At 61.4% G+C, this 24,505-nt stretch carries 30 protein-coding genes and 1 tRNA gene; 16 read left to right on the top strand and 15 right to left on the bottom strand.

The features are described 5' to 3' along the window. The first annotated feature begins 102 nt into the window (after positions 1-102). Both OX462_RS26890 and OX462_RS26885 read left to right on the top strand, forming a co-directional pair. Complete coding sequence (locus OX462_RS26890) at positions 103-1,041, top strand: type II secretion system F family protein (protein WP_070289464.1); 939 nt, start codon at positions 103-105, stop codon at positions 1,039-1,041. 13 nt (positions 1,042-1,054) lie between these two features. Then, positions 1,055-2,125, top strand: a complete 1,071-nt coding sequence (locus OX462_RS26885; RefSeq protein ID WP_070219075.1) for a LytR C-terminal domain-containing protein — start codon at positions 1,055-1,057, stop codon at positions 2,123-2,125. 70 nt (positions 2,126-2,195) lie between these two features. Here OX462_RS26885 and OX462_RS26880 read toward each other — a convergent pair whose 3' ends face one another. After that, complete coding sequence (locus OX462_RS26880; protein WP_070289466.1) at positions 2,196-3,182, bottom strand: EDSAP-1 family PEP-CTERM protein; 987 nt, start codon at positions 3,180-3,182, stop codon at positions 2,196-2,198. A gap of 199 nt (positions 3,183-3,381) precedes the next feature. Further along, positions 3,382-3,756 carry a hypothetical protein gene (locus tag OX462_RS26875; RefSeq protein ID WP_070289467.1) on the bottom strand — a complete coding sequence of 125 codons (375 nt, stop codon included), beginning with the start codon at positions 3,754-3,756 and terminating at the stop codon, positions 3,382-3,384. Between the two features lie 150 nt (positions 3,757-3,906). Here OX462_RS26875 and OX462_RS26870 point away from each other — a divergent pair, with 150 nt between their 5' ends. Beyond that, positions 3,907-4,218 (top strand): hypothetical protein, encoded by a 312-nt coding sequence (locus tag OX462_RS26870; RefSeq protein ID WP_070289468.1) that lies wholly within the window; start codon positions 3,907-3,909, stop codon positions 4,216-4,218. Between the two features lie 15 nt (positions 4,219-4,233). Here the strand turns inward: OX462_RS26870 and OX462_RS26865 are convergent, their stop codons facing one another. From OX462_RS26865 to petA, 8 genes are all read right to left on the bottom strand, one after another. Further along, entirely contained in the window at positions 4,234-4,440 is a 207-nt protein-coding gene (locus OX462_RS26865; RefSeq protein ID WP_034753599.1) for a dodecin, read from the bottom strand. Between the two features lie 705 nt (positions 4,441-5,145). Next, positions 5,146-5,838 (bottom strand): Panacea domain-containing protein, encoded by a 693-nt coding sequence (locus OX462_RS26860; RefSeq protein WP_205602314.1) that lies wholly within the window; start codon positions 5,836-5,838, stop codon positions 5,146-5,148. Positions 5,839-6,209: 371 nt separating this feature from the next. Further along, positions 6,210-6,285: transfer RNA gene (locus tag OX462_RS26855), tRNA-Thr, on the bottom strand. Between the two features lie 26 nt (positions 6,286-6,311). Then, a complete protein-coding gene (locus tag OX462_RS26850) occupies positions 6,312-6,824 on the bottom strand; it encodes a ClpXP protease specificity-enhancing factor (RefSeq protein ID WP_070223748.1) in 513 nt (170 codons plus the stop codon). A gap of 225 nt (positions 6,825-7,049) precedes the next feature. Further along, a complete protein-coding gene (locus OX462_RS26845) occupies positions 7,050-7,661 on the bottom strand; it encodes a glutathione S-transferase N-terminal domain-containing protein (RefSeq protein ID WP_010394154.1) in 612 nt (203 codons plus the stop codon). Between the two features lie 120 nt (positions 7,662-7,781). Continuing rightward, positions 7,782-8,546, bottom strand: a complete 765-nt coding sequence (locus tag OX462_RS26840) for a cytochrome c1 (protein WP_070223750.1) — start codon at positions 8,544-8,546, stop codon at positions 7,782-7,784. Positions 8,547-8,582: 36 nt separating this feature from the next. Continuing rightward, a complete protein-coding gene (locus OX462_RS26835) occupies positions 8,583-9,995 on the bottom strand; it encodes a cytochrome b (RefSeq protein ID WP_121671266.1) in 1,413 nt (470 codons plus the stop codon). Between the two features lie 2 nt (positions 9,996-9,997). After that, positions 9,998-10,606 (bottom strand): ubiquinol-cytochrome c reductase iron-sulfur subunit, encoded by a 609-nt coding sequence (gene petA, locus OX462_RS26830; protein WP_070313043.1) that lies wholly within the window; start codon positions 10,604-10,606, stop codon positions 9,998-10,000. A 413-nt stretch (positions 10,607-11,019) separates the two neighbouring features. Here petA and mscL point away from each other — a divergent pair, with 413 nt between their 5' ends. Genes mscL through OX462_RS26810 form a run of 4 tightly spaced genes read left to right on the top strand, consistent with a single transcriptional unit; the run spans position 11,020 to position 13,745 of the window. Continuing rightward, entirely contained in the window at positions 11,020-11,469 is a 450-nt protein-coding gene (gene mscL / locus OX462_RS26825; protein ID WP_070223752.1) for a large conductance mechanosensitive channel protein MscL, read from the top strand. Between the two features lie 41 nt (positions 11,470-11,510). After that, positions 11,511-12,671, top strand: a complete 1,161-nt coding sequence (locus OX462_RS26820) for a Do family serine endopeptidase (protein ID WP_071650259.1) — start codon at positions 11,511-11,513, stop codon at positions 12,669-12,671. Between the two features lie 21 nt (positions 12,672-12,692). Next, complete coding sequence (locus tag OX462_RS26815) at positions 12,693-13,385, top strand: DUF2461 domain-containing protein (RefSeq protein WP_070223756.1); 693 nt, start codon at positions 12,693-12,695, stop codon at positions 13,383-13,385. A gap of 15 nt (positions 13,386-13,400) precedes the next feature. After that, a complete protein-coding gene (locus OX462_RS26810) occupies positions 13,401-13,745 on the top strand; it encodes a cupin domain-containing protein (RefSeq protein WP_227742087.1) in 345 nt (114 codons plus the stop codon). Positions 13,746-13,763: 18 nt separating this feature from the next. Here OX462_RS26810 and OX462_RS26805 read toward each other — a convergent pair whose 3' ends face one another. The 5 genes from OX462_RS26805 to OX462_RS26785 form a co-directional block, all read right to left on the bottom strand. Then, a complete protein-coding gene (locus tag OX462_RS26805; protein ID WP_409027404.1) occupies positions 13,764-14,804 on the bottom strand; it encodes an NAD(P)H-dependent glycerol-3-phosphate dehydrogenase in 1,041 nt (346 codons plus the stop codon). A gap of 68 nt (positions 14,805-14,872) precedes the next feature. Further along, a complete protein-coding gene (locus OX462_RS26800) occupies positions 14,873-15,334 on the bottom strand; it encodes an SH3 domain-containing protein (protein WP_070289474.1) in 462 nt (153 codons plus the stop codon). Positions 15,335-15,416: 82 nt separating this feature from the next. Then, positions 15,417-15,890, bottom strand: a complete 474-nt coding sequence (gene secB, locus OX462_RS26795) for a protein-export chaperone SecB (protein ID WP_010394167.1) — start codon at positions 15,888-15,890, stop codon at positions 15,417-15,419. Between the two features lie 160 nt (positions 15,891-16,050). Further along, positions 16,051-16,317 carry a glutaredoxin 3 gene (gene grxC, locus OX462_RS26790; protein ID WP_070220900.1) on the bottom strand — a complete coding sequence of 89 codons (267 nt, stop codon included), beginning with the start codon at positions 16,315-16,317 and terminating at the stop codon, positions 16,051-16,053. A gap of 27 nt (positions 16,318-16,344) precedes the next feature. Beyond that, on the bottom strand, positions 16,345-16,761 hold the full coding sequence (locus tag OX462_RS26785) for a rhodanese-like domain-containing protein (protein WP_070313040.1): 417 nt from the start codon (positions 16,759-16,761) through the stop codon (positions 16,345-16,347). Between the two features lie 106 nt (positions 16,762-16,867). On the opposite strand from OX462_RS26785, the gene gpmA reads away from it, so the two are divergent. The 9 genes from gpmA (at position 16,868) to gspK (ending at position 24,489) form a co-directional block, all read left to right on the top strand. Next, positions 16,868-17,614: a 2,3-diphosphoglycerate-dependent phosphoglycerate mutase gene (gene gpmA, locus OX462_RS26780; RefSeq protein WP_070313039.1), complete on the top strand. Its 747-nt coding sequence runs from the start codon at positions 16,868-16,870 to the stop codon at positions 17,612-17,614. A gap of 76 nt (positions 17,615-17,690) precedes the next feature. After that, positions 17,691-19,154, top strand: coding sequence for a murein hydrolase activator EnvC family protein (locus OX462_RS26775; RefSeq protein WP_409028787.1), 1,464 nt, complete (start codon positions 17,691-17,693; stop codon positions 19,152-19,154). 47 nt (positions 19,155-19,201) lie between these two features. Then, positions 19,202-20,695 carry a carboxyl-terminal processing protease CtpA gene (locus OX462_RS26770; RefSeq protein WP_070313037.1) on the top strand — a complete coding sequence of 498 codons (1,494 nt, stop codon included), beginning with the start codon at positions 19,202-19,204 and terminating at the stop codon, positions 20,693-20,695. 8 nt (positions 20,696-20,703) lie between these two features. Then, a complete protein-coding gene (locus tag OX462_RS26765) occupies positions 20,704-21,465 on the top strand; it encodes a HesA/MoeB/ThiF family protein (protein WP_070289477.1) in 762 nt (253 codons plus the stop codon). Between the two features lie 93 nt (positions 21,466-21,558). Beyond that, positions 21,559-22,011: a type II secretion system major pseudopilin GspG gene (gspG, locus tag OX462_RS26760; protein ID WP_070220887.1), complete on the top strand. Its 453-nt coding sequence runs from the start codon at positions 21,559-21,561 to the stop codon at positions 22,009-22,011. A 12-nt stretch (positions 22,012-22,023) separates the two neighbouring features. Continuing rightward, complete coding sequence (locus OX462_RS26755; RefSeq protein WP_051991350.1) at positions 22,024-22,518, top strand: GspH/FimT family pseudopilin; 495 nt, start codon at positions 22,024-22,026, stop codon at positions 22,516-22,518. Further along, positions 22,518-22,895, top strand: a complete 378-nt coding sequence (gene gspI / locus OX462_RS26750) for a type II secretion system minor pseudopilin GspI (protein WP_070289523.1) — start codon at positions 22,518-22,520, stop codon at positions 22,893-22,895. The genes OX462_RS26755 and gspI overlap by 1 nt, the downstream gene beginning before the upstream one ends. Beyond that, the gene (locus tag OX462_RS26745; protein ID WP_070289478.1) at positions 22,895-23,518 is read left to right on the top strand and encodes a PulJ/GspJ family protein; all 624 of its coding nucleotides are present in this window, start codon (positions 22,895-22,897) and stop codon (positions 23,516-23,518) included. The genes gspI and OX462_RS26745 overlap by 1 nt, the downstream gene beginning before the upstream one ends. Then, positions 23,515-24,489, top strand: coding sequence for a type II secretion system minor pseudopilin GspK (gene gspK / locus OX462_RS26740; RefSeq protein WP_070220878.1), 975 nt, complete (start codon positions 23,515-23,517; stop codon positions 24,487-24,489). Before OX462_RS26745 ends, gspK begins: the two co-directional genes overlap by 4 nt. The last annotated feature ends 16 nt before the right edge of the window (positions 24,490-24,505 follow it).

The following is a 24,505-nucleotide window of genomic DNA, read 5'->3' as shown; positions in this document are numbered from 1 at the left end:
AGTCCATGGCGTTGTTGCGTCGCCTCGCCGTACGTCTGTACTGTCTTCGGCGACGCGCCTAGCCCTGAACGTTTTTTCAGTCGATCAGAGGAGGAATACTTCATGACCGGTGCACAACTGCTGTTTTTGTTGATCGTCTTTGCCGTGGTGGTGGCGCTGGCCCTGCTGGCGTGGCTGATCTTCTTTCCCGGCACCTTGCGCCAGCGTCTGTTCGGCGCCACGGCGTCGGCCGCCAGCGAGGCGGTGGCCGATACTGGCTGGGTCGAGCGGGTGGTGCGTGTGGCGCAGCCGTTCAGCAAGCTGTCGCTGCCGGAAGAGGGCTGGGAGCGCTCGCCGCTGCGCACGCGTTTCATGAACGCGGGCTGGCGCCAGGCGAGCGCGCCGGCCCTGTACTTTGCGGCGAAAAGCGTGCTGGCCCTGCTGTTTCCCACCGTGCTGGGCCTGTATGCGGCCAGCGCCATGGCGGCGCAGCTGCGCAGCGTGCTGCTGTTGCTGCTGTGCGTCAGCGCCACCATCGGCTATTACCTGCCCAACCTGGTGCTGGCCAGTACGGCCAAGCGGCGCCAGCGCGACATTTTCGAAAACATCCCCGATGCGCTCGACTTGCTGACCGTGTGCGTGGAAGCAGGCCTGAGCCTGGAGCGCGCGCTGGTAAAGGTGTCGGGCGAGATCCACATCAAAAGCGTGGTACTGGCGCAGGAATTGCAACTGGTGCTGATGGAAATGCGCGCCGGTTTTTCCAAGGAAAAGGCGCTGCGCAACCTGGCCTTGCGCAGCGGCGTGGAAGACGTCGATACCCTGGTCGCCATGCTGATCCAGTCGGAACGCTTCGGCACCAGCATGGGCGATTCGCTGCGCGTGCATTCGGAAAACCTGCGCGGCAAGCGCAGCCTGCTGGCCGAGGAGGCGGCGGCGAAGATCGCGTTAAAGCTGCTGTTCCCGCTGATTTTTTGCGTCTTTCCCACCCTGATGCTGGTGCTGATGGGGCCGGCCGTGATCGAAGTCTATCGCGTGCTCGTGCCGGCCATGGCCAGCCGCTGAAAGGAGTCTCACCATGCGCTTGACGATATCCCGCCTGGCCGCCGCCTGCGCCTGTCTGGGCCTGGCCGCCTGTACCACGCAGCTGGCCCATGCACCGGCGCCGCAGTGGCCTGACGCCGATGCCGCCTATGCGGCGGGGCGCCAGCATGTCGAGCGGGGCGACCTGCCCGCGGCGCAAGCGGCTTATGAGCAAGCCCTGCGCCATGCGCCGCGCCACGTGAACGCGCGCAACGGACTGGCCGTGCTGCACGCGCAGCGGGGCGAGCATGACGCGGCGATCGCCCATTGGCTGGCCTTGACGCAGGAGGCGGGTACACGGCAGCCGCAGCAGGCCTATCTGTTCAGCAATCTCGGCCACGCCTATTATTTAAGCGGACGCGACGCGCAAGCCTTGCCCGTGCTGGAACAGGCATGCCTGCTCGATCCGCTCAATGCGCTGGCCTGGCAGCACCTGGCGCAGGTACTGGAACGGCTGGGACAGCACGAGCGCGCCGCCGTCATGCGGCGCCAGGCGGCCAGCTTGCAGGAACACGATGTGCGGCGCGATCTGGCCTTGTTGCGCGGCGAGGCGCCGCCGCAGGGCGTGCCCGCGCCGGTGCCCGATGCGCCCGCCATGGCGCGCGTGGAGATCACGCAGAGCGATGGCATGGCCCGCCTGAGACGCGTGCCGGCGGCGGTGCGCAGCCTGACCGTTAGCCCATTGGTGCCGGCTGCGCCTGTGGCTGGCACGCCGCGTCCGCGCCTGGAAATTGTCAACGGCAACGGCGTGCCGGGCCTGGCCGCCGCGCTGGCGCGCAGTCTGGCCGGTGCGCCCGTGCAGGTGGTGCGCCTGGCCAATGAAGCCAGCTTCCAGGTGGCGCGCACGCGCGTCGAGTACCGGCCCGCGCAGGAACAGGCGGCGCGCCAGCTGGCCCGCCAGTTGGGTACGCAGGTGCAGACCCAGGTGCAGACCCAGGCCGCCGATTGCCCCGCCAGCGAGCTGCGTCTGGTACTGGGGCGCGACTTGAGCGACCCCGCCATGCTGCACCGCTATTATCTGCAGCAATTGCAGCTGGCGCGCCAGGCGCTGGCACGGCTCGGTTAACACGCATCGGCTGGCATAAAAAAACGCGGCGCCTTTTGCGGGCGCCGCGTGCTTTTGAGCGTGCCAGTGCTTATTTAGCCTGGCGGCGGCGCGTAAAGGCGAGGGCGGCCAATCCCGTCCCCAGCAGGAACAGGGTGCCTGGCTCCGGCACTTGCAAGGGATCGATGACGACGATGTCGGTGCGCGTGGACTTGGAAAAATTCAAGGTGTAGCTGCCGGCGGGCAGGGCGAAATTCGAGGTCAGGGAAAACATCGCGAAGCCATTCGTGAAGGCGCGCCCGGTGGCCGGGTCGTTGGTGCCGGCCGTCATGTTCAGGCTGAACGGGTCCAGGCTGCCGACCGTATGGTTGCCGTTGATGTCGCTGCCATTGCTGGCATCGCCATCAGGCGCGAACTGGAAGATCACGCCGTCGGCATTCGCATGCGACAGGCAGCCGACGGGACTGGCGGCATTGCACGAGATATTGAAGATATCCATGATCGACACGTTCGACTTGTCGCCCATGGTCGTCACGCTGGTGCGCAGGTCGCGTCGGCCCATGAAGCTGAAGGTGATGAAGCCGGCGCTCGACAGGGTCAGGTTGACGGAGCCGGTCAGCGTGTCGCCGGCCGTGGAGGACGCCGCCCCCACCGTGTTGCGCTGCGCTTCTGACACGGCGCTGACGGTGGAGCCGGCGGCAGTGAGCATATTGCCGAAGGAATGCGCATCGCCGCGCGCGAACTCCAGTGCAGCGGTGGGCGCGTAGTGGTTTTGCGGCGAGGCGCTGCAGCCGGTGCCGGAGCACACTTGCAGCACGTCGGCGTTGGCAGCCGGACCCGTATTGACGGCGCGCGGATTGACGGCCACGCCGCCCTGGAAAAAGGCGCTGTCGCTGGCATTGCGGTTGGCGCCAGCCAGCGACAGCGCGCCAGCGCTGGTGGTGATACGGAAATTGTTCAACTCGTTGACGGCCAGGCCGTACGCACCTGCCTGCGCCTGACCACTGGCCAGCAGACTTGCCGCCGCCAGTGCGCCCAGCCAACCCAGGGTCTTGTTTCGTGTGTGATCGACGTTCATCGCAGCCTCTTATCGTAGTCAGTCTCGGGAAATCCGGGGGAGAAAGAATCCAGAATGTCCAGAATGACTTGTCTGAATTCATCTCGTAGACAGTGATAAGCAGCTTGTATGCCACACAAAAAAAGCACATGGAATCAAGTGCTTGCGTAAAGCAGACTGAGCCGGTGGAAGCAAAGTGTAAGAAAGGCCGACGCCGCTTTCAGGTGCCCCGGTGATAACCCAGGTGGCCACCCGAATTGCGCGCGCAGCCGCAGCCGATGCGCGCCACTTCCTCGCCTTCCGTCAATTTCCAGTTGGTAATCGTCGTGTGCTGCCAGTCGATGTCGCTTTTCTTGACAGGCTTCACCGTCAACGTGCGGGCGGCCGCATCCGTGTACTCCATCAGCTCCTCGTCGTCGGCGATGTCGAAATGGCGGTGGATCAGGGAAATGCCGAAGCGGTCGAGCGCGCCATAGCGCTGCAGCACGTCGCGCAGTTCGCGAAAACACGCCAGGTCGTCGGGCAGCAGCGGATCGACGGCGGAAATATCGGCGACGGGCTGCCATTGCATGGCGTGGATGTTCAGGCTGTGCATGATGTTCTCCTGTGCCCCTTGTCGCTAGCCCAGGCTGCCGGAGGGGCGCCGGCACGCCTGGCGAAATGCTCATCGTGGCCGCAACGCCGTTGCGGCGCTTGCGCCAGATCAAAGGTGCGGCACATCATGGCTTGCCCGGTAAAATAGGCCATGGCAAACAAAACCCCCACTTTCCCCGGCGCACGCACGGGCCGCGGCCAGGTCCTGGCCGTGCTGCTGTCGAACCGCGACCAGTCCGGCGCCGAACCGCTGCAAGGCCGCGTCTCGCTGGCCGCCATCGTGAAAGCGCTGAAACGCAAATACCACTGGCCGATTGAAACGCACAGCTTCCCCGCGAATACGCAGGACGGCCGCGCCAGCTGGGCGACCGTCTACAGCTTGCCGGAAAAGGTTATCGAGGCCGCGCTGGAGGCCGGCGGCCGGGAGTGGCTGGAGAGCCGGGCAGTAGCCGGGCGGCGGTGAATGCGCCGCAGTACGCTATTCGAGCCGGAAGCCGACCTTCAGCGTGACCTGGAAGTGCGCCACCTTGCCATCGACGATATGCCCGCGCGATTCCGTCACTTCATACCAGTCCATGTGCTTGACCGTCAGCGCCGCCTTGGCAATGGCATCGCGTATCGCCTGATCGCTGCTCTCGGTCGACGTGCCGACCAGTTCGATCAGCTTGTAAGTGTGTGCGGACATGATATTTCCCCAGGTAGGCAAGCCAGACATCGGGAGCCTGCATTGCGCAGGCACGTGCTCATCTTGCGCCTAAATGTGCTGATAGTCATTGCGCGGTGCAGCAAGGCGATTGCGAATCTGGCGAAGGCTGCCATCATGTTGGCAACATTGCTGTCGGTTAAAACCGGGACTTCAGTTGGTCTTGTCGGCGTGTGGGTGGAGATAGTCCGCGTTGCGTCCCACGCTATGCGCTCACTTCGGGTCGCGATGAGCGTCAATGGCACCAGGAGCATCCTGCAGGCGCCTGGGAAGAAAAAGGTTAGCTACACAACTAAATGGGTAGTCGTTTGAAGGCACCCTTCGTGAACTTCGATGCATTCAGCCCGGCTTTGATCTCTGAAAAAGGCGGGTCTCCGCAAGGACGGTGCACACGAAACACCCCGCTCTCCACCAATTGCGACAATGTTGCCGCAGGCTCCAGTCGAGTATGCTTGTAGGCGATGTGACTGTGATGCTCTACGAAAGGATGGCTTCCGACCTGAAGCTCACAAGTTGCATCGAACGGGACGTTCGGATAGGTCGAACAAACGCATACCAGCGCGCACATATTGTCAGGATAGCCATCGATGGGCGCTGGGTCATTTAGTACTATAAATAAATGAAACATACCACCAGGACCAGATGGTATGAGGAGTGTTTCCTTGGCTCGCGGTAACCAGCCGGGCATCATGCCGCCGATGTAAAAGCGGCGTTGATCGCCTGCTGCTCGCGTAATTGTTTTTTCAGTAACCGTGTCTGTTCATTATTAAATTTAAGTACTTCGAACAATTTTTCTAACGTGATGGGTACTGATGAGCCTTCAGGATCTTCCCACTCAGGGCAAATTTTGTGAGTGAGGTCGCGAATCTGATATTTGCTCAAGTGACCAAAATCTTTCCAAGTTTCTGCGAGAACTTCAAACTCGGCTTCAGATAATTCCAGAAGGTCTTGCTCTGGCGAGCGAATCCGACTTCCGTCACGCAAAGCCACAGCATGATCCTCACGATCCGCGATCCACGCATCCCACCCATTATCTTCAGATGAGGACATTCCGTTAATGCGATTCAGTGTTTGAGACAGAACAGGTCCGTGATCCATAGAAACAAGCTTGTCGCCAATGATCGGATCGCCGTACATCTCATATGAGCGCCGCTCTGCTAGATAAAGCAACTTCATCAGCTTAAGTACAGGAAGGCGGCCTTGGGCTTGAAATAGGAAGTAAGCGGCAACCTGCGCGGCTTTCTTTTCGGAATATAAGTTTTGCATAATTTTGAGCCTCCATCGCATCAATTTTGAGCAATTTGGATAGCTATTCGAGATCAATCTACGCACAAAGTACATCGCTGTCAACATATTGCCGTGCATGATGCTCTGGCTCATGCAACATGTGCGGAAAGTGGATGAGATCAGTTTAGCTGTATAAATGTACAGTAGTTTTGATAATTGTCAAACGAAATCGATAAGCGCCAGCGCATCGGCTGGATGGCTTTGCCGCTAGACGGGGAGGTCGGTCAACGTGCTTCTGCATGTCGTCATGCGGCAAAAAGGGTTCCACCGTGCACCAGCCTGGAAACCACACTGATTGATGCCTGTCTTTGCCGGGAACGTCGACAAGAAGCCACGCTGGAAAGTAGTACGTGAGGTGTGATTGCTTGTAATCAAGAGAGGCGCAACTATAAGTTGGCGTTGTCACTTGCTTGCTACTGATCCAAAAGAAAAGGGCTTACATTTCTGTAAGCCCTTGATATTCTTGGTGCCGACTGCCGGTTTCGAACTGGCCACCTGATGATTACAAATCAACTGCTCTACCAAATGAGCTAAGTCGGCAAAAACTGCGCGTTGCGAATTATACGCTATTTAATGCGTGTCAGGGTCGGGCGGCCGCCTTTTTTTGGCGGCTCGTCGTCGCCGGGCGTGGCGTTGTCGCGTTGTTCGGGGGAGCTGGCCGGCACGGACGACAGGGTCGGGCCGCTGGCGGCGGGGGCGAGCACGGGCGGCGGGACGTCGGCGGAAGCGGGGCTGTCCGTCGGTTGCGCGTCGGGGTCATCGTTGCCCAGCACGGGCTCGAAGGCCATGCCCTGGCCGTTTTCGTTGGCGTAGATGGCCATCACGTTGTCGACCGGCACGTAGATTTCGCGCGAGACGCCGCCAAAGCGGGCGTGGAAGCGGATGGCGTCGTTGTCCATCTTCAGGCCGCTGGTGGCGCCGAAGCTGATGTTGAGCACGATTTCGCCCTTTTTCACGTATTCCATCGGTACCGTGGTGCGCGAATCGACTTTGACCGCGAGATAAGGCGTGTAGCCGCTGTCGGTGCACCATTCGTAGATGGCGCGCAGCATATAAGGTTTGGTTGAGATTTCAGACATGATAGGCACTGTGAGGCGGGAGCGCCCCCGTCAGCATGAGGCGGGCGCACCGGTAGTTCAAAAGACTGGGACAGCGCAAAAAACAACTTTAACACGTGGCCCAAGATGCCCCAGAAAGCGTCGCGAGCAAGCCCGATATCGGCTTGAGTAACGCAGCCGTACTTCAGTACGGCGGGTAACGCCGAGTCGAGAGCGGGCTGCGCAGCAGCTTTATGGGGATATCTTTTAGCGGCGCATGACTTTTTCGGATGGCGTCAGCGCTTCGATGTAGGCAGGACGCGAGAAGATGCGTTCGGCGTATTTCATCAGCGGTGCAGCCGTCTTCGACAGTTCGATGCCGTAGTGGTCCAGGCGCCACAGCAGCGGCGCGACAGCCACGTCGAGCATCGAGAATTCGTCGCCCAGCATGTACTTGTTTTTCAGGAACAGCGGCGCCAGGGTCGTCAGGCGGTCGCGGATTTCCGCGCGTGCCTTGTCGTGGGCCTTGTCGTTGCTCTTGGCGCGTTCGCTTTCCAGCACGTGCACGTGCACGAACAGTTCTTTCTCGAAATTGAACAGCATCAGGCGCGCGCGGGCACGCATCAGCGGATCGGCCGGCATCAGTTGCGGATGCGGGAAGCGCTCATCGATGTACTCGTTGATGATGTTCGATTCATACAGGATCAGTTCGCGCTCGACCAGGATGGGCACCTGGCCATACGGGTTCATGGTCGAAATGTCTTCCGGTTTGTTGAACAGGTCGACGTCGCGCACTTCGAAGTCCATGCCTTTTTCAAACAGGACCAGGCGGCAGCGTTGCGAAAATGGGCAGGTTGTACCCGAATAGAGAACCATCATTTTTTATAGTTCCTTAGAAACAAAGGGGGTGAAGCCGCGAACGGCTCACCCCAGGTCGCTTGTCCACTCATGCGGACAACGCAGAAACAGGCATAAACCGGCCTATGGCCGGCGCCTCACTTATTTGACTTCCTTCCAGAACGACGCGTTAAGGCGCCATGCCAGCAGAGCAAAGACCGACAGGAACAGCAGTACCCAAACGCCCAGGCGCTTGCGTGTCTGCTGTGCCGGTTCGGCCATCCACTCCATGTAGCCGACCAGGTCGGCTACCGCATTGTCGTACTCGATCTTGTTCAACGTACCTGGCTTGACCTGCTCGAAGCCGGTAAATTTGTGGATCTTCTTGCCAGCTTCGTGCGGATCGTTCTCTTCCACGAACTTGGCAGTCTGGACACCTTGCAATTCCCATAATACATGCGGCATGGCAACATTCGGCACGACCATATTGTTCCAGCCGGTCGGACGAGTGTCGTCTTTATAGAACGTACGCAGGTAAGTATACAGGTAGTCGCCGCCTGTGCCAGCGGAAGATGATTTCGCGCGCGAAATTACCGACAAATCCGGCGGTACGACGCCAAAGAAGGCCTTGGCGTCCTGCGGTGCCAGGCTGGTCGTCATCAAGTCGCCGACTTTATCGCCGGAGAACAACAGATTCTGCTTGATCTGGTCTTCCGTCAAGCCCAGGTCGCGCAGGCGGTTGTAGCGCATCGACACGGCGGCGTGGCAATTCAAGCAATAATTGACGAACAATTTGGCGCCATGTTGCAGCGCTGCCATGTTGGTCTGGCGGTCAGGCGCCTTGTCCAGCGGAAAGCCGCCTTCGCTGGCGAGAGCCATGGCGGGCACGAGTGCCAGGATGGCGAGCAGTTTTTTTGCAATCTTCATATGATGTATGTCCTTTGAGCGTGGCGTGAGAGCGGCTTAGTGCGGGTGAAACGTCACACGCGACGGCACGGTCTTGAACTTGCCCATGGCACTCCACCATGGCATCAGCAGGAAGAAGCTGAAGTAAATCAGGGTGCACACTTGCGACACGATGGTTCTGAAGTCCGTTGGCGGCTGGGTACCGAGGTAGCCGAGGATCAGGAACGACAGGCCGAAGATGGCGTACACATATTTGTGCCAGGTCGGACGGTAGCGGATCGATTTCACGGGCGAATGGTCGAGCCATGGCAGGAACGCCAGGATCACGACGGAACCGCCGAAGAACACCACGCCCCAGAATTTCGCATCGAGCACCTGCGGCAGCATGCCGATGATGGCGACGATGGCGATGCCGGCGATGATGGACTTGACCGTCGTCGACAGGCGCGACTTGAGCCAGATGAACACCACGTAGGCGGCCACGGCACCCATCAGCACGTACATGAAGTCGGCCGTGGTGGCGCGCAGCACCGAGTAGAACGGCGTGAAGTACCAGGTTGGCGCGATGTGCAGCGGGGTTTTCAGCGAGTCGCCCGGCAGGAAGTTGTTGTATTCCAGGAAGTAACCGCCCATTTCCGGCGCGAAGAAGACGACGGCGCTGAAAATGACGAGGAAGATCGAGACGCCGAACAGGTCGTGCACGGTGTAGTAAGGATGCGAAGGGATCGAATCGACGGGGTGGCCATCGGCGCCCAGGTTTTCCTTCACTTCGATGCCGTCCGGATTGCTCGAGCCGACTTCATGCAGGGCGATCAAGTGCGCTGCAACCAAGCCCAGCAGTACCAGCGGGATGGCGATCACGTGGAAGGCGAAGAAGCGGTTCAGGGTGGCGTCGGACACCACGTAGTCGCCGCGGATCCACAACGACAGGTCAGGGCCGATGAACGGGATGGCGCCGAACAGGTTGACGATCACTTGTGCGCCCCAGTACGACATCTGTCCCCATGGCAGCAGGTAGCCGAAGAACGCTTCGGCCATCAGGCACAGGAAGATGGCGAAACCGAACAGCCAGATCAGTTCACGTGGCTTGCGGTACGAACCGTACAGCAGGCCGCGCGTCATGTGCAGGTAGACGATGATGAAGAAGGCCGAGGCGCCCGTCGAGTGCATGTAGCGCACCAGCCAGCCCCACGGCACTTCGCGCATGATGTACTCGACGGAATTGAAGGCCAGGGCCGCATCCGGTTTGTAGTGCATGGTCAGGAAGATGCCGGTGACGATCTGCAAGACCAGCACCAGCATGGCCAGCGAGCCGAAGATGTACCAGAAATTGAAGTTTTTCGGGGCGTAGTACTTGCCCCATTGGTCATTCCACAGCTTGGTCAGGGGAAAGCGGTCATCGACCCAGCCCAGCGCTTTTTCGGCGGCGGGAGCGTCTGCCGGAAATTTCGTTTCTTTGAAAGCAGCCATGATCAAGCCTCGCCTTTCTCGTCTTTACCTATCAGCAATTTGGTGTCGCTCAGGTACATATGGCGCGGCACTTGCAGGTTGTCCGGCGCCGGCTTGTTCTTGAACACGCGGCCTGCCATGTCGAAGGTGGAGCCGTGGCAAGGGCACAGGAAGCCGCCTTCCCAGTCATCGGGCAGCGATGGTTGCGGGCCGGGGGCAAATTTCGAGGAAGGGGAGCAGCCCAGATGGGTGCAGATGCCGACGGCGACGAGAATTTCAGGCTTGATCGAGCGCCATTCGTTCATGCAATACGACGGCGTGAATTCGGCGGGGTTGCGCTGGGAATTGGCGTCGGCGACTTTGCCGTCGGTCTTTTTCAGCGACGCGACCATTTCCGGCGTGCGCTTGAGGATCCAGACCGGCTTGCCGCGCCATTCGACGGTGCGCATTTCGCCGGGTTGCAAGGTGGTGATGTCTACTTCGACCGGCGCGCCAGCCGCTTTCGCGCGCTCCGACGGCTGGAAGGTGCTTACCAAGGCTCCCGCGGTTGCCAATCCAACTACACTGCCCGCCGCGCACGTGGCGACGAGCAAGCCGCGACGGCCTGAATCGACCTGCTTTTCGTTACTCATGCAAACCCCAATCAGTCAAAATGCGAATCTTTATTATGAGTGGCAGCCGCGAAAAACCCGTCGCCGAAGCTCTATCCCACTGATTGCCGCAACCCGCATCTTTGTACGGTAAAGTGGCAACATCCCTGCGGAACTTCGGACTATGGCGCAGCCCGTGCCAGTTTCTTGTTGATTATCCGGAAGTGAAAAAGCCACTTCTGGCAACCGCAAATTATAAGTGAAGCAAACAACGAATAAAACAAAAACGTTGCTTGTACCATAATTTATATACTTTTGCAGGAGGTGGCTAGTTCTTTCGAACTAGATGCGCTCGGCTGTGCACGAATTGGTCCTGCCGGCAACCACAAGTTGGTGGCACTGGGAATCAATAGTATGATCGGCATGTTTTTTATACATATCCGAAGGAGAAATTCATGGCAATGATGAAGGAATTTAAAGAATTTGCAATGAAAGGCAACGTCGTCGATCTGGCGGTTGGTGTCATTATCGGCGGCGCCTTCGGCAAGATTGTCGATTCCTTGGTGCAAGATGTGATCATGCCGCCCATCGGCCGCATTTTCGGCGGCCTCGATTTCGCCAATTACTATCTGCCCCTGAATGGACAGGCGACGACGATGACCCTGGTGGAAGCGAAAAAAGCGGGCGCCGTGCTGGCCTACGGTAACTTCCTCACCATTTTGCTCAACTTCATCATTCTGGCTTTTATCATCTTCCAGATGGTGCGCCTGATGAACAAGGCCCGCCGCAGCGAACCGGTCGCGCCAGCCCCGGCACCGGCCACGCCGGAAGACATCGTGCTGCTGCGTGAAATCCGCGACTCCCTGCAGCAGAACGCACGCAACAGCAACAATCTGGCAAAATAAGTCGTTCCGGCACCGGCCGGCTGACCTGGGCAGAGAACTGTATGCGACGATTCTGGTTATTGTTTGCGCAAACCGTGACGATCGCGTTGGCGCTGTACTTTGTGTACGGCGCGCTGCGCCCGGCCAGCCGGGTACAGCAGCTGGGCTCTCCCGCCAAGCCGGTGCCCGTGGTGGAAACGGCGTCGAGCAGCCTGGCGCCCGGTTCCTACCGCGACGCGGCGGCGCGCGCCATGCCCGCCGTCGTCAACATCCTCACCCTGCAAGTGCCCAAGCGCGGCGCCCATCCGCTGGCGCGCGATCCCTTCTTTAAACGTTTCTTCGGCGACCGCGACCCGGACGGCGAGGATGACGAGGACTTGAAAAACAGCCTCGGCTCGGGCGTCATCGTCAGCCATGAGGGCTATGTGCTGACCAACAACCACGTGGTCGAAGGCGCCGACGAAATCGAAGTGGTGCTCACGGATGGCCGCAAGGCGCCCGCCAAGGTGGTGGGCCTGGACCCGGAAACGGACCTGGCCGTGATCAAGATCAACCTCGACAAGCTGCCCGTCATCGTGCTGGGCCAGTCGGAACTGGCGCGCGTGGGCGACGTGGTGCTGGCCATCGGCAACCCGTTCGGCGTGGGCCAGACGGTGACCATGGGCATCATCTCCGCCCTGGGCCGCAACAACCTGCACATCAACAGCTTTGAAAACTTCATCCAGACGGATGCGGCGATTAACTTCGGCAACTCGGGCGGGGCCCTGGTCGATACGCGCGGCAACTTGATCGGCATCAATACGGCGATTTACTCGCAAAGCGGCGGCTCCGTCGGCATCGGCTTCGCCATTCCCGTCTCGACGGCCAAGACGGTGATGGAAGCCATCATCAAGGATGGTCACGTGGTGCGCGGCTGGATCGGCGTGGAAACGCAGGACATCACGCCCGAGCTGGCGCAAAGCTTCAACCTGCAGCGCACCAGCGGCGCCATCATCGCCGGCGTGGTGCGCAACGGCCCGGCCGACAAGGCGGGCATCGTGCCCGGCGATATCCTGCTGACGGTGCAAGGCAAGCCCGTCGGCGACACGACGGAAATGCTCAACCTGATCGCCCAACTGCCGCCCGGCGAAAAAGCTAAAATGACGGTGCTGCGCAAGAATCGCGAAGCGGCACTCGACGTGATGGTGGGCAAGCGCCCCATCCCGAAAGAGCTTTCCAAATAGTTGCTGATCGGAATTTGACACATGCATGTGCGTGATTTGACCCAATTTTTACGTGAACTGAGCGACAACAACAACCGTCCCTGGTTTGTCATGAACAAGCCCCGCTACGACATCCTGCGCGAGGAATTCCTTGCGCTGGTGACGTCGCTGATCGGCGAGCTGGGCAAGTTCGATCCGGCCGTGAAATACTGCAATCCGAAGAAGGCCTTGTTCCGCATCAACCGCGACGTACGTTTCGCGCACGACAAGAGTCCCTATAAAACGCGTTTTTCGGCCGCCATCGCGCCGAACGACATGCGCCGTCCCAGCAAGGCGGGCGGTCCCACGTATTATCTGCAGATCGATGGCCAGGGCAACCTGCTGTTCGGCGCCGGCGAATACATGCCGCCGCCGGGCCGCCTGAAGGCGCTGCGCGAACACATGGTCAACGACGCGCCAGGTTTTTCCAAAGTGCTGAAAAATAAGCGCTTGAAGGCCCGTTTCGGCACCATCCAGAACGAGGGCAAGCTGCAGCGCCCGCCCAAGGGCTTCGAGGCGGACGCCGAACATATCGAATTCATCAAGCTGAAAAGCTTTTTTGTCTGGACTGAAGTGCCGCTGCCCGTGAACGCACCCGAGAAACTGCTGCCGACCCTGGCGGAAGGCTTGAAGGATGCGTGGCCGCTGGTCGAGTGGATGCGCGGCGCGAAAGAGCCGGAGGAAGTCACCGAGTAATTGCCGAAGGAGCACATGATGGCACTGGAGCACGCAAGTTCAGGACAGGTGATCGAGGTGCTGCGCCGGGATGGCGACGACCTGTCGCAGTTTTCCGCCATCGCGCTGGCCAGGACGGATGAACTGGAATTGATCCGCATGTGCATGCCCAAGGGCAAGACCATGCCCGAGCATCATGTGCTCGGTGAAATCACCTTGCTGTGCCTGCAAGGGCAGGTGGCGGTGACGGCGCATGGCGGCGAGCACCTGCTGGGGCCGGGGCAGATGCTGTACCTGCTCGGCGGCCAGGCGCACGCGCTGGAAGCGCGCGAAGACAGTTTATTGCTGCTCACCATACTCATGCACAAGGCGGGCCGCTAGGCGCCGCCCGGTTTATTCTCAGGCCGCCTCGGCGCGCGGATCGCGCGACAGCAACTGCTGCACCATCACGTGCGGCAAATCGCCATCGAACAGCACGCCGGCCACGGCATTCGTGATCGGCATGTCGACGCCCATGCGGCGCGCCAGTTCGCGCACGGCCTTGGCGCACGGCACGCCTTCGGCCACGTGACCGAGTTCGGCCACGATGGTATCGAGGGCTTTGCCTTGCGCCAGGCCCAGGCCGACCCGGCGGTTGCGCGACAGGTCGCCCGTGCAGGTGAGAATCAGATCGCCCATGCCCGTCAAGCCCATGAACGTTTCCGCCTGACCACCCAGGGCCGTGCCCAGGCGCGTGATTTCCGCCAGCCCACGCGTGATCAGCGCGGCGCGCGCATTCAAACCCAGGCCCAGGCCGTCGGCCACGCCCGTGGCAATGGCCAGCACGTTCTTCACGGCGCCGCCCACTTCCACGCCTACCAGGTCTTCGCTCGCATACACGCGGATGGTGCCGCCATGCAAGGCCGAGACGACGGCGCCGCGCAAGGTGGCGCTGTGCGAGGCAATGGTCAGCGCGCATGGCAAGCCGCGCGCCACTTCCTGCGCGAACGAGGGACCGGACAGGGCGCCACCGGGGATATTGTCGCCCAGAACTTCCTGCACGATCTGGTGCGGCAGCAAGCCCGTGCCGCCTTCAAACCCCTTGCATAGCCACACCAGGCTGCCGATGGCCTTGTCTTTCAGCTGATGCAGCATGGGCCGCAGGCCCGCCACGGGGCAGGCGGCGATCAGGAGGTCATGTTCGCCGCCGGCATGCGCGACGGCGGCGTCGAAATCGGCGCTGATGCGCAGCTGCGGCGGCAAAGGGAAGCCCGGTAAATAACTGTTTTCGCCGCTGGCGGCCATGGCGGCCATGGCCTCGCCGTTGCGGCCCCACAGCAGCACGTCGTGGCGGCCGGCCAGGGCCATGGCCACGGCCGTGCCCCAGGCGCCGGCGCCGAGGATGGTGATCGTGCGGGGCAGGGCCTTGGCGGCGGGAGATGTATCTGGAGAAACTTGCATGCAACCTCAGTGGGGCGGAAGAAACGGGTGCGGCGCCCGGGCCGGTCGCCCGGTGCGCAGGGCGGGGCTTACAGGCCCCACACTTCGCTGGTCTTGACGTAGCCGCTCTGGCCATCCTTGTGGCGCACCTTGACCCAGCCGGAGCTCGGTTGCTCGCTCATTTCCAGCAGCACGCCCTTGTCGACGAGGATGATGGCGGAGGCGGTGTCGTCGGGGCTGGCGCGCACCTTGAGGTTCGCGGCGCGCGCCACGACGTTGCGCTTGGCGGACAAGCCCTTGGCTTCCGTCCAGGCCATTTCGCCGCTGGCGTCGCGCACCTTGACCCAGTCGCCGTAGCTGAGCACGACTTCCAGCGGCATGCCGCGCGGCGCCACGTACAGCTTGCCGCCCTTTGAGGACGGCGCGTCATACAGGATCACGGGGTTGGCTCCCACCGTTTTGAAATCGACGGCGTGGCTGGCGGCGGTCGCCAGCAACAGTACGGCGCCGGCCATCCAGCGGAACTTGCTCAAGAGCGCACTTTTCAACATGATATTTTGAACCTTAACGAAACACGGCGGCCAGGCCGCCGTGTCAGGCCAGCCTTGACGGCCGGCGGGGTCTTGCAAGAGCTTAGTGCGTTTCGCTGGCTGCTGGTGCTGCTGCAGCGGCGTCAGCAATAGCTTGCAGACGTTGTTGGTAGAACACTTCGAAGTTGATCTCGGCCAGGTGCACTGGCGGGAAGCCGGCACGGGTGATCACGTCGGCGATGTTGGCGCGCAGGTAAGGGTAGATGATGTTCGGGCAGCCGATTCCCAGCAGCGGATCGAGTTGATCGGCAGGAATATTGCGTGCTTCGAAGATACCGGCTTGCTTGCCTTCGACCAGGAAAGCGACTTTATCGCCGACTTTGGCGGTGACGGTGATGGTCACGGTGGCTTCGAAGATGCCGTCGGCCAGAGGTGCAGCGCCCACGTCCAGAGCTACTTCGATCGCTGGCGCTTCTTGTTCCAGGAAAATAGCTGGGGAATTTGGTTGTTCCAGCGACATGTCTTTCAGGTAGACGCGTTGGATTTGGAAGACTGGTTGCAGGTTTTCGTCAGACATGGAACGCTTTCGTTGTAAAGGACAAGAACGGCACACCGTTCAAATATGGTGCTTGCGGTATTCAAACCGCGCCGGATAGGCGCGGCCAGATCAGGTGCGAGGGCAATTGTATCAAAACAATACGACAAAAAACCAAGCAATTTCTCGAACCCGCTTTATATCAGGCTGCCGTGCCATTTAACAAGGGGTCGAGCTTGCCAGCTTGATCGAGCGCATACAAATCGTCGAATCCGCCCACGTGGGTGTCGCCCACATAGATTTGCGGCACCGTGCGGCGGCCCGTGCGTTCCATCATCTTGATGCGTTCTTCCGGGTCGAGGTCGACGCGGATCTTTTGCACGGCGACGCCCTTGGCTTCCAACAGGCGCTCGGCGCGCACGCAATACGGGCACACGGCGGTGCTATACACAATTACGGGGACGGTCATGATGATTCCTTCTAGTTAAATGCCGGCTTACTTCGCCAGCGACAGGGTTTTCAATGGCAAACCCTGCTTTTTCCATTCGTCGAGGCCGCCTTCCAGGCTTGTTGCCTCAGCGAAACCGGCTTTGCCCAGCAGGCCGACGGCGGTTGCCGAACGCGAACCTTTCTGGCAAACCACTACAATGGGGCGCGTTTTGAATTTTTCCAGCTCGCTTAGGCGTTTTGCCAGTTCCGGCAGCGGAATATTTTTTGCGTCAGGCAAGTGGCCTGTGGCGAATTCTTCCGCGCTGCGCACGTCGACGATGATGGTCTTGCCACGGTTGATCAGTTGCGTGACTTCCAGCACGGTCGCGCGCTTGCCGCGCATCGACAGCAGTGGCCAGAGGAGGGCGCCGCCGGAAATAATGACGATGGCAAACAGAAAAATGTGGTCGATAATGAATTTCACGTAGGGTCCAATGGTTTAAGTCAATCCGCGCATTATAAAATAGAAGCTGGACGAGGTCTTTTTACGTTTTGCTTTTTTGATTTGAACCCCTTGAGAAGATAGAACTATGTACAAAATCGTTTTCATGCGTCACGGCGAGTCCACCTGGAACCTCGATAACCGCTTTACCGGCTGGACCGACGTCGATCTGACGGAAAAGGGCGTCAACGAAGCCAAGGCCGCCGGCCAGATCCTCAAGCAGGAAGGTTTTACGTTCGACGTGGCCTACACTTCCGTCCTGAAGCGCGCCATCCGCACCCTGTGGCTGGCGCTCGACGAGATGGACATGATGTATTTGCCGATCAAGAACGACTGGCGCTTGAACGAGCGTCACTACGGCGCCCTGCAAGGCCTGGACAAGGGCGAGACAGCCGCCAAGTATGGCGACGAGCAAGTACTGGTGTGGCGCCGCAGCTACGACACGCCGCCGCCGCCGCTGGAAGCGAACGACGACCGTGCCTCGTACAACGACCCGCGCTATGCCGGCTTGCCGAAAGCGGCTATCCCGCTGACCGAATGCCTGAAAGACACCGTGGCGCGCGTGATGCCGGCCTGGGATGAGGAAATCGCCCCGGCCATCCGCGCCGGCAAGAAAATCATCATTTCGGCCCACGGCAACAGCCTGCGCGCGCTGATCAAGATGCTCGATGGCATCAGCGACAGCGACATCGTCGGCCTGAACATCCCGAACGGCCAGCCGCTCGTGTATGAACTGGATGCCGACCTGAAACCGATCCGTCATTACTACCTGGGCGACCCGGCAGCGATTGCGGCAGCGCAAGCTGCCGTGGCGAACCAAGGGAAGGCCAAGTAACTTGTTGTCTTTCTTCCGCGGCACAGCGATCGCCCCCTCTGCTGAACGACCCCTGCCGGCGTGGCGCGCCGGCGCCATGCTGTGCGCAGCGCTGCTCTTCTCGAGCGGTGCCGCACAGGGTGCCAAGCCCACCGAACGCAGCAAGCAGAAAGCGGCCGCGGAAGCACAACGTGCTGGATTGCAACAAAAGCTGACGGCGCTCAAGCGCGACATCAGCCGCACGGAAAGCGCCAAGGATGACGCGGCCGATACCCTGGCCGAGTCGGAAGAGGCCATTTCCAACGCCAACCGCGCCTTGCGCGACCTGGCGCAGGAACAAAGCGAGACGGGCGTGAAGCTGACGGCGCTGGGGCAGGAGCACCAGCAGCTGACGGCCACCGTCGAGAAACAAAAGACGCAGCTGTCAAAGTTGCTGCGTGAACAATATGTCGCCGGCAACGAAGACCGCATCAAGCTGCTCTTGTCGGGCGATAACCCGAACCGCATCAACCGCGACTTGCAATTGATGGCGTATGTGTCGCAGGCGCAGGCGCGCCTGCTCGATGCCTTGCGCGCCAACTTGCTGGCCGTGGAGAAAAACCAGGCGGACGTGCAAAACGCCAAGGATGAGCTGGAAGAAATCGCGCAGGAAGAGCGCGACCAGAAGGCTTTGCTGGTGCAGGAGAAGGCGCGCCGTGCCGCCTTGCTGACGAGCTTGTCGCAGCGCCTGGTGGCGCAGCGCAAGGAAGTGGGCAATGTCGAGCGCGACGAACAGCGCATGGGCAACCTGGTCGACAAGCTGGCCAAACTGATCGAAGAGCAGGCCGCCGCCGCCGCGGCCGAAAAGAAACGCCAGCAATTGCTGGCCGAGCAGCGCGCCGCCGCCAAGGCCGCCGCTGATGCCAGGATTGCCGCGGAAAAACGCGAACGCCTGCTGGCCGCGCGCGCCAAGGCCGCCCAGGCGCAGGCCGAGCGCGAACGCCTTGCGAAAGAGCAACAAAACAAATCGGGCAAGATCAAGCCGCAGACGCCGCCAGCGCCGCCCGTGAAGCTCGAACCGATCGAGGACGACGAGCCGCCGCAAGTGGCCAAGGTGGCACCCAAGCCCGAACCGAAGCCGGAACCGGAGCCGGAACGCCCAAGCCTGGGCCCGGCCGCGCCGGCCGGTGCCTTTGCCAGCATGAAGGGGCAGCTGCGCGCGCCTGTGGCGGGCAAGATCGCCGCCCGCTTCGGTAGCAAGCGCGGTGACGGCCCCAGCTGGAAGGGCGTGTTCATCCGCACGGGCGAAGGCAGCGAAATCCACGCCATCGCCGGCGGCCGCGTCGTGTTTTCCGACTGGCTGCGCGGTTTCGGCAATTTGATCATCGTCGACCATGGCGGCCAGTACATGAGTATTTATGGCAATAACCAATCCTTGCTGAAACGCGTGGGCGATGCCGTCAAGGGCGGCGACGCCATTGCCAGCGCGGGCAACAGCGGCGGCAACGAGGAATCAGGGCTATACTTTGAATTGCGTCATCAGGGCCGCGCCTTCGACCCCGCCACCTGGGTGAAGTTTTAAGTTCCCACCATTGCTGCGGCAGCAAAATTGTAGATTGCGAAGAATACATGGGTATCAAAGTCAAAAGTATCGGCCTGATCGGTCTGGGCGTACTGGCCGGCATCGGCATGTCGCTGCAGTTCCCGGCCGTGGCGCAGAAAATCACGAATGCCCCGCTGCCGCTCGACGAGCTGCGCCAGCTGTCCGACGTCTTCGGCCTGATCAAGACCGATTACGTCGAGAAGGTGGAAGACAAGAAACTCTTGACGGAAGCCATTTCCGGTATGGTGTCCTCGCTGGACCCGCATTCCGTCTACCTCGATAAAAATGCCTTCAAGGAAATGCGCGAAAGCGTGCAGGGCAAGTTTGTCGGCATCGGCATCGAAGTGAGCATGGAAGACGGCTACGTGAAAGTCGTCTCGCCCATCGAAGACAGCCCCGCCGCCAAGGCCGGCATCCAGGCGGGCGATTTCATCACCCGTCTCGACAATCTGCCGCTGAAGGGCATGCAGCTGGAAGAAGTCATCAAGAAGATGCGCGGCCAGCCGGGCAGCAAGCTGGTGCTGACCATGTCGCGCAAGGGCGAAAGCAAGCCGCTGGTCTTCCCCATCGTGCGCGAGGAAATCCGCGTGCAAAGCGTGAAGGCCAAGATGGTCGCACCCGGCTATGCCTGGCTGCGCATCGCCCAGTTCCAGGAACCGACCGTCGATGACATGGTCAAAAAGATCAACGCGCTGTATGCGCAAGACCCCAAGCTCAAGGGCCTGGTGCTGGACTTGCGCAATGATCCCGGCGGCGTCGTGCCGGGGGCGATCGGCGTGGCGACGGCATTTCTTCCGGGGAATTCCGTGATCGTGTCCACCAAGGGCCAGTTGCCGGAATCGAAACAGGTGTTTTATGGTCGCCGCGAATTCTATGCGCCGCCGGGTACCAAGGCCGACCCGCTGGCCAAGCTGCCGGCCGCGCTGAAAACCGTGCCACTGGTGGTGCTGGTCAATGCCGGCTCCGCGTCCGCCTCGGAAATCGTCGCCGGCGCCTTGCAGGATTACCAGCGCGCCACCGTCATCGGCACGCAGACCTTCGGCAAGGGTTCCGTGCAAACCTTGCGCCAGATCACGGCCGACACGGCCGTCAAGCTGACGACGGCCCGCTACTACACGCCGAAAGGCCGGGCCATCCAGGCGCGCGGCATCGTGCCCGACTTGCTGGTCGATGAAACGGCCGAAGGCGACGGCTGGAACAGCCTGCGCGTGCGCGAGGCGGACCTGGACAAGCATCTGAGCAGCGACGATGGCAAGCCGGAAGCGGCCAAGCCGACCATGGAAGGCATGCAGGATCAATTGGAAGAAGAGCAGCGCCTGATCGCCACGGCGAAAAAGCGCAAGCCGCTCGAATACGGCGCCAAGGATGATTTCCAGCTGCAACAAGCCCTGAACCACTTCCAGGGCTTGCCGGTGCAGCTGGCCAAGGTGGACCCGAAGGTGGAGAAGATCGGCGCCAAGCCGGAAATCGCTTCCGACATCAAGGCGGACGACAAGAAGATTCCCGTGCGCAAACCGTAGTCGCCGCCATGAACGACGCCCAACTGCTGCGCTATTCGCGCCACATCCTGTTAGACGAGATCGGCATCGAAGGCCAGCAAGCCTTGCTCGACGCGCATGTGCTGGTGATCGGCGCGGGCGGGCTCGGCTCGCCGGCGGCCATGTACCTGGCCGCCAGCGGCGTCGGCAAGTTGACCCTGGTCGATGACGATACGGTCGACCTGACCAATCTGCAGCGCCAGATCGCCCACACGACGGCCCGCGTGGGCCAGCCGAAAGTGCTGTCGGCGCGCGAAACCTTGACCGGCATCAACCCCGAGATAGCCATCATCGCCTTGCAGGAGCGTCTGGACGGCGCGCGCCTGGCCGAACTGGTCTGCTCCAGCACGGTGGTGCTCGACTGTACCGACAACTTCGCCACGCGCCACGCCGTCAACCGCGCCTGCGTGGCGCACAAGGTGCCGCTGGTGTCGGGCGCCGTGATCCGTTTCGACGGGCAAGTGAGCGTGTTCGACCCGCGCACGGGCACGCAACCCTGTTATTCCTGCCTGTTTCCGCAGGAGCAGCAGTTCACGGACGAGGCGTGCTCGACCATGGGCGTGTTCGCGCCGCTGGTGGGCGTGGTGGGCGCCATGCAGGCGGCCGAGGCCTTGAAACTCATCATGGGCGTGGGCGAATCCTTGGCCGGGCGGCTGCTGCTGCTCGACGGCTTGCACATGGAATGGAGCAGCATGCGCGTCGCGCGCGACCCCGGCTGCGCCGTTTGCGGCGAAGTGGTCTTGCCCGCCTGACGGCCGCCGCACAAATTTTTCCCCATATGACAGGCTTTGTCATATTTCCGCTTTATACTCTGCTCTCATTACTCACCTTCTTCTCTCTTTCATATGCAAAACGCAGCAAACCATCCGATACGCCAGCGCCGCGCGCGCGGCTTCACTTTGATCGAAATCATGGTCGTGGTGGTGATCATGGGCATTCTCGCCTCGCTGGTGGTGCCCAAGCTGATCGCCCGCACGGGCGAGTCGAAAGTGGCGGCGGCGAAAGTCGACATCGCCACCGTGATGCAAGCCCTGAAACTGTACCGTCTGGATAACCAGCGCTACCCGACCACCGAGCAGGGCTTGCAGGCGCTGATCGAAAAACCGACCACGGGACCGGCCGCGAATGGCTGGAAAGCGGGCGGCTATCTGGAAAAGATGCCGAAAGATCCATGGGGCAATCCTTACCAGTACCTGTCGCCTGGCGTGAAGGGCGAAGTTGACCTGATCTCGCTGGGCGCCGACGGCCAGCCTGGCGGTAGCGGGGACGATGCCGATATCGGTTCCTGGGAACTGTAAGTTTTCCATTGCATGCCTGCCATGACCACCGGTCGCGCACTGCCCCGGCCACGCGCCAGCGGCTTCACGCTGATCGAGTTGCTGGTGGTGATGGTCATCATCGGCGTCACCCTGGGCCTGGTGTCGCTGAATGCCATGCCGAACGGCCAGCAGGCGCTGCAAAAGGAAGCCGAGCGCATCGCCCTGCTGCTGCAGCTGGCGCGCGATGAAGCCATCGTGCGCAGCCGGCAAGTGGCGTTCGAGGCGGACGAAAATCAATACCGTTTCCTGGTCCTCAATGAAAAGCTGTGGCAACCCGTGACGCAGGACGATTTGCTGCGCGAGCGCGCGTTTGCGAATACCCCCATGCTGCTCAGCGTGCAGCCGTCGAGCAGCGTGGCCCAGCCGCTGCGCATCATCTTCGGCCGTGAACCGGTCGACAAGCCTTTTGTGCTGACCCTGGCCAGCGGCGAGCGCAGCGTGGCCATCCGCGCCGACGGCATCGGCCACTTCACGGTCGAGCAATGATGCGGCGCTCGTTTCGCCGCCAGCGCGGCTTCACCTTGCTGGAAGTACTGGTCGCCCTCGTCATCGTCGGCACGGCCCTGGGCGCCTCGCTGCGCGCCGTCGGCAGCCTGACGCAGAACAGCGACGGCTTGCGCAGCGCCATGATGGCCACCTGGTCGGCGGAAAACCACCTGGTGCGCCTGCGCCTGGCGAAGACGTTCCCGCAGACGGGCAAGCGCACGGTCGATTGCCCGCAGGGCGACTTAAAACTCATCTGCGAGGAAGAAGTGGTGGCCACGCCGAATCCCCGCATCCGCCAGGTGCGCGTGAACGTATATGACGTGCAATACCCGGCCCGGCGCATCGTGCGCCTGGTCTTGCTTTCCTTTAACGACTGATGGCGCGCCGCCCTGTTCCTGCTGACGGTTTCACGCTGATCGAGCTGCTCGTGGCGATCGGCATCCTGGCCATGGTCGCCGTGCTGGGCTGGCGCGGCCTGGACAGCATCATGCGTTCGCGCGAAGTGCTGACCAGCCAGCTCGAGCAGGCGCGCGGCATGCAGCTGGCGTTTGCCCAGATGCAGAGCGATTGCGACCACCTGGCCGGCGCCGGCCAGAACAACAATCTGCTGAATGGCCGCACCAACCTGACGGCCGAGACCGACCGCCTGACCCTGGTGCGCCTGGCCGCGTCGGAGCAGGAGCCGCAGCAGTTGCAAGTGGTCACTTACCGCCTGCGCGGCGGCGTGCTGACGCGGCGCGAGTCGAACGGCACGCGCGACCTGGCCGTGCTCGACACCCTGTGGCAGGCGGCGCGCGACGATACCGATACCTCCAGCGCCGACGTGACCCTGATGCGCGGCGTCGACAGCATGGTCATGCGCGGCTGGAACAATGGCGCCTGGAACGTGCTGACGGCGGGCGCCACCATTTCCACGCAAGTGCCGGGTCTGGAAGTGACCTTGCAGATGCCGGGCCAGGATGCGGGCCTGTCCAAAGTCTTTTTATTGGGACCGGGATGAAGCCGTTTATTCGCCCCGTGCGCCAGCGCGGCGTGGCCGTCATCACGGCCTTGCTGCTGACGGCGCTGGCCATTACCGTCGTCGCCAGCCTGTTCTGGCAGCAGCAGGTGCAGGTGCGTTCGATGGAAAACCAGCGCCTGCGCCTGCAGACGCAGTGGGCCATGCGCGGCATGGTCGACTTCGCCCGCTTCTGGCTGCGCCAGGACAATCCCATGCTGACGGCGCTCGATGGCGTCTGGGCCACGCCCATCGAGGAAGCGCGGCTCGACGATTACGTGGACCGCGAAAAGGTCGACACGGAAAAATTCGATGCCACCGTCTCGGGACGCGCGCTCGATGCGCAGGCGCGTTTCAATATCACCAACCTGGCCACCGCGACGGGCATCGTCAGCCAGCCCAACGTGCAGGCGTACCAGCGCTTGCTGGCTAACTTGCAGCTCGATAGTTCCCTGGCGCAGGCGACGGCAGATGCCGTGCTGCGCGCGCGGCCGAAACCACGCACCGCCGACAGCGGCGCCGACGGCAAGACGCCCGCCGCCAAGCCCGCCACGGGCGGCGGCAGCGAGCCGGTGGCGTTCACCCAGGTCGAGGATTTGCTGGCCGTGCCCGGCTATACGCCGCAGGCCATCGAGAAGCTGCGCGACTTCGTCATCGTCCTGCCGGAGCTCACGCCCGTGAACGTGAATACGGCGCCGGCCGAGGTGCTGGCGGCCGTGACGATGATGTCCTTGTCCGAGGCCAGTGCCCTGACCTTGAGCAATCCGCGTAAAAAGTTTGTCGATAAGTTAAATTTCCAGAATAATATTAATGCTGCACTGATTGAGGGCGTCGAGCTTGACGTGAAGAGCCGCTACTTCCTTACCGTCATCCGCGTGCGGCTGGACCGTGCCGCCCTCGATGCCGTGGCGCTCGTCAATCGAAAAACGGATCCGCAACGCACCACCAGCCTGGTCTGGCTGCGGGAAAATTAACAGCTGAAAGCGAGTC

The organism is Janthinobacterium aestuarii (genome assembly GCF_046113285.1).
GTDB lineage: Bacteria > Pseudomonadota > Gammaproteobacteria > Burkholderiales > Burkholderiaceae_D > Janthinobacterium.
The sequence above is the reverse complement of the archived record's forward strand: the minus strand, read 5'-3'. Positions and strand labels throughout refer to the sequence as shown.

What these genes read in the sequence shown, in the direction of transcription:
- gpmA (WP_070313039.1), top strand. Translation starts at nt 16,868, where the DNA reads ATGTACAAAATCGTTTTCATGCGTCACGGCGAGTCCACCTGGAACCTC.
- OX462_RS26775 (WP_409028787.1), top strand. Translation starts at nt 17,691, where the DNA reads ATGCTGTGCGCAGCGCTGCTCTTCTCGAGCGGTGCCGCACAGGGTGCC.
- OX462_RS26885 (WP_070219075.1), top strand. Translation starts at nt 1,055, where the DNA reads ATGCGCTTGACGATATCCCGCCTGGCCGCCGCCTGCGCCTGTCTGGGC.
- OX462_RS26820 (WP_071650259.1), top strand. Translation starts at nt 11,511, where the DNA reads ATGCGACGATTCTGGTTATTGTTTGCGCAAACCGTGACGATCGCGTTG.
- OX462_RS26845 (WP_010394154.1), bottom strand. Translation starts at nt 7,661, where the DNA reads ATGATGGTTCTCTATTCGGGTACAACCTGCCCATTTTCGCAACGCTGC.
- OX462_RS26840 (WP_070223750.1), bottom strand. Translation starts at nt 8,546, where the DNA reads ATGAAGATTGCAAAAAAACTGCTCGCCATCCTGGCACTCGTGCCCGCC.
- OX462_RS26880 (WP_070289466.1), bottom strand. Translation starts at nt 3,182, where the DNA reads ATGAACGTCGATCACACACGAAACAAGACCCTGGGTTGGCTGGGCGCA.
- gspI (WP_070289523.1), top strand. Translation starts at nt 22,518, where the DNA reads ATGCGGCGCTCGTTTCGCCGCCAGCGCGGCTTCACCTTGCTGGAAGTA.
- OX462_RS26870 (WP_070289468.1), top strand. Translation starts at nt 3,907, where the DNA reads ATGGCAAACAAAACCCCCACTTTCCCCGGCGCACGCACGGGCCGCGGC.
- OX462_RS26805 (WP_409027404.1), bottom strand. Translation starts at nt 14,804, where the DNA reads ATGCAAGTTTCTCCAGATACATCTCCCGCCGCCAAGGCCCTGCCCCGC.
- OX462_RS26865 (WP_034753599.1), bottom strand. Translation starts at nt 4,440, where the DNA reads ATGTCCGCACACACTTACAAGCTGATCGAACTGGTCGGCACGTCGACC.
- gspG (WP_070220887.1), top strand. Translation starts at nt 21,559, where the DNA reads ATGCAAAACGCAGCAAACCATCCGATACGCCAGCGCCGCGCGCGCGGC.
- OX462_RS26800 (WP_070289474.1), bottom strand. Translation starts at nt 15,334, where the DNA reads ATGTTGAAAAGTGCGCTCTTGAGCAAGTTCCGCTGGATGGCCGGCGCC.
- mscL (WP_070223752.1), top strand. Translation starts at nt 11,020, where the DNA reads ATGGCAATGATGAAGGAATTTAAAGAATTTGCAATGAAAGGCAACGTC.
- petA (WP_070313043.1), bottom strand. Translation starts at nt 10,606, where the DNA reads ATGAGTAACGAAAAGCAGGTCGATTCAGGCCGTCGCGGCTTGCTCGTC.
- OX462_RS26765 (WP_070289477.1), top strand. Translation starts at nt 20,704, where the DNA reads ATGAACGACGCCCAACTGCTGCGCTATTCGCGCCACATCCTGTTAGAC.
- grxC (WP_070220900.1), bottom strand. Translation starts at nt 16,317, where the DNA reads ATGACCGTCCCCGTAATTGTGTATAGCACCGCCGTGTGCCCGTATTGC.
- gspK (WP_070220878.1), top strand. Translation starts at nt 23,515, where the DNA reads ATGAAGCCGTTTATTCGCCCCGTGCGCCAGCGCGGCGTGGCCGTCATC.
- OX462_RS26860 (WP_205602314.1), bottom strand. Translation starts at nt 5,838, where the DNA reads ATGAGCCAGAGCATCATGCACGGCAATATGTTGACAGCGATGTACTTT.
- OX462_RS26875 (WP_070289467.1), bottom strand. Translation starts at nt 3,756, where the DNA reads ATGCACAGCCTGAACATCCACGCCATGCAATGGCAGCCCGTCGCCGAT.
- OX462_RS26770 (WP_070313037.1), top strand. Translation starts at nt 19,202, where the DNA reads ATGGGTATCAAAGTCAAAAGTATCGGCCTGATCGGTCTGGGCGTACTG.
- OX462_RS26755 (WP_051991350.1), top strand. Translation starts at nt 22,024, where the DNA reads ATGCCTGCCATGACCACCGGTCGCGCACTGCCCCGGCCACGCGCCAGC.
- OX462_RS26815 (WP_070223756.1), top strand. Translation starts at nt 12,693, where the DNA reads ATGCATGTGCGTGATTTGACCCAATTTTTACGTGAACTGAGCGACAAC.
- secB (WP_010394167.1), bottom strand. Translation starts at nt 15,890, where the DNA reads ATGTCTGACGAAAACCTGCAACCAGTCTTCCAAATCCAACGCGTCTAC.
- OX462_RS26850 (WP_070223748.1), bottom strand. Translation starts at nt 6,824, where the DNA reads ATGTCTGAAATCTCAACCAAACCTTATATGCTGCGCGCCATCTACGAA.
- OX462_RS26835 (WP_121671266.1), bottom strand. Translation starts at nt 9,995, where the DNA reads ATGGCTGCTTTCAAAGAAACGAAATTTCCGGCAGACGCTCCCGCCGCC.
- OX462_RS26745 (WP_070289478.1), top strand. Translation starts at nt 22,895, where the DNA reads ATGGCGCGCCGCCCTGTTCCTGCTGACGGTTTCACGCTGATCGAGCTG.
- OX462_RS26810 (WP_227742087.1), top strand. Translation starts at nt 13,401, where the DNA reads ATGATGGCACTGGAGCACGCAAGTTCAGGACAGGTGATCGAGGTGCTG.
- OX462_RS26890 (WP_070289464.1), top strand. Translation starts at nt 103, where the DNA reads ATGACCGGTGCACAACTGCTGTTTTTGTTGATCGTCTTTGCCGTGGTG.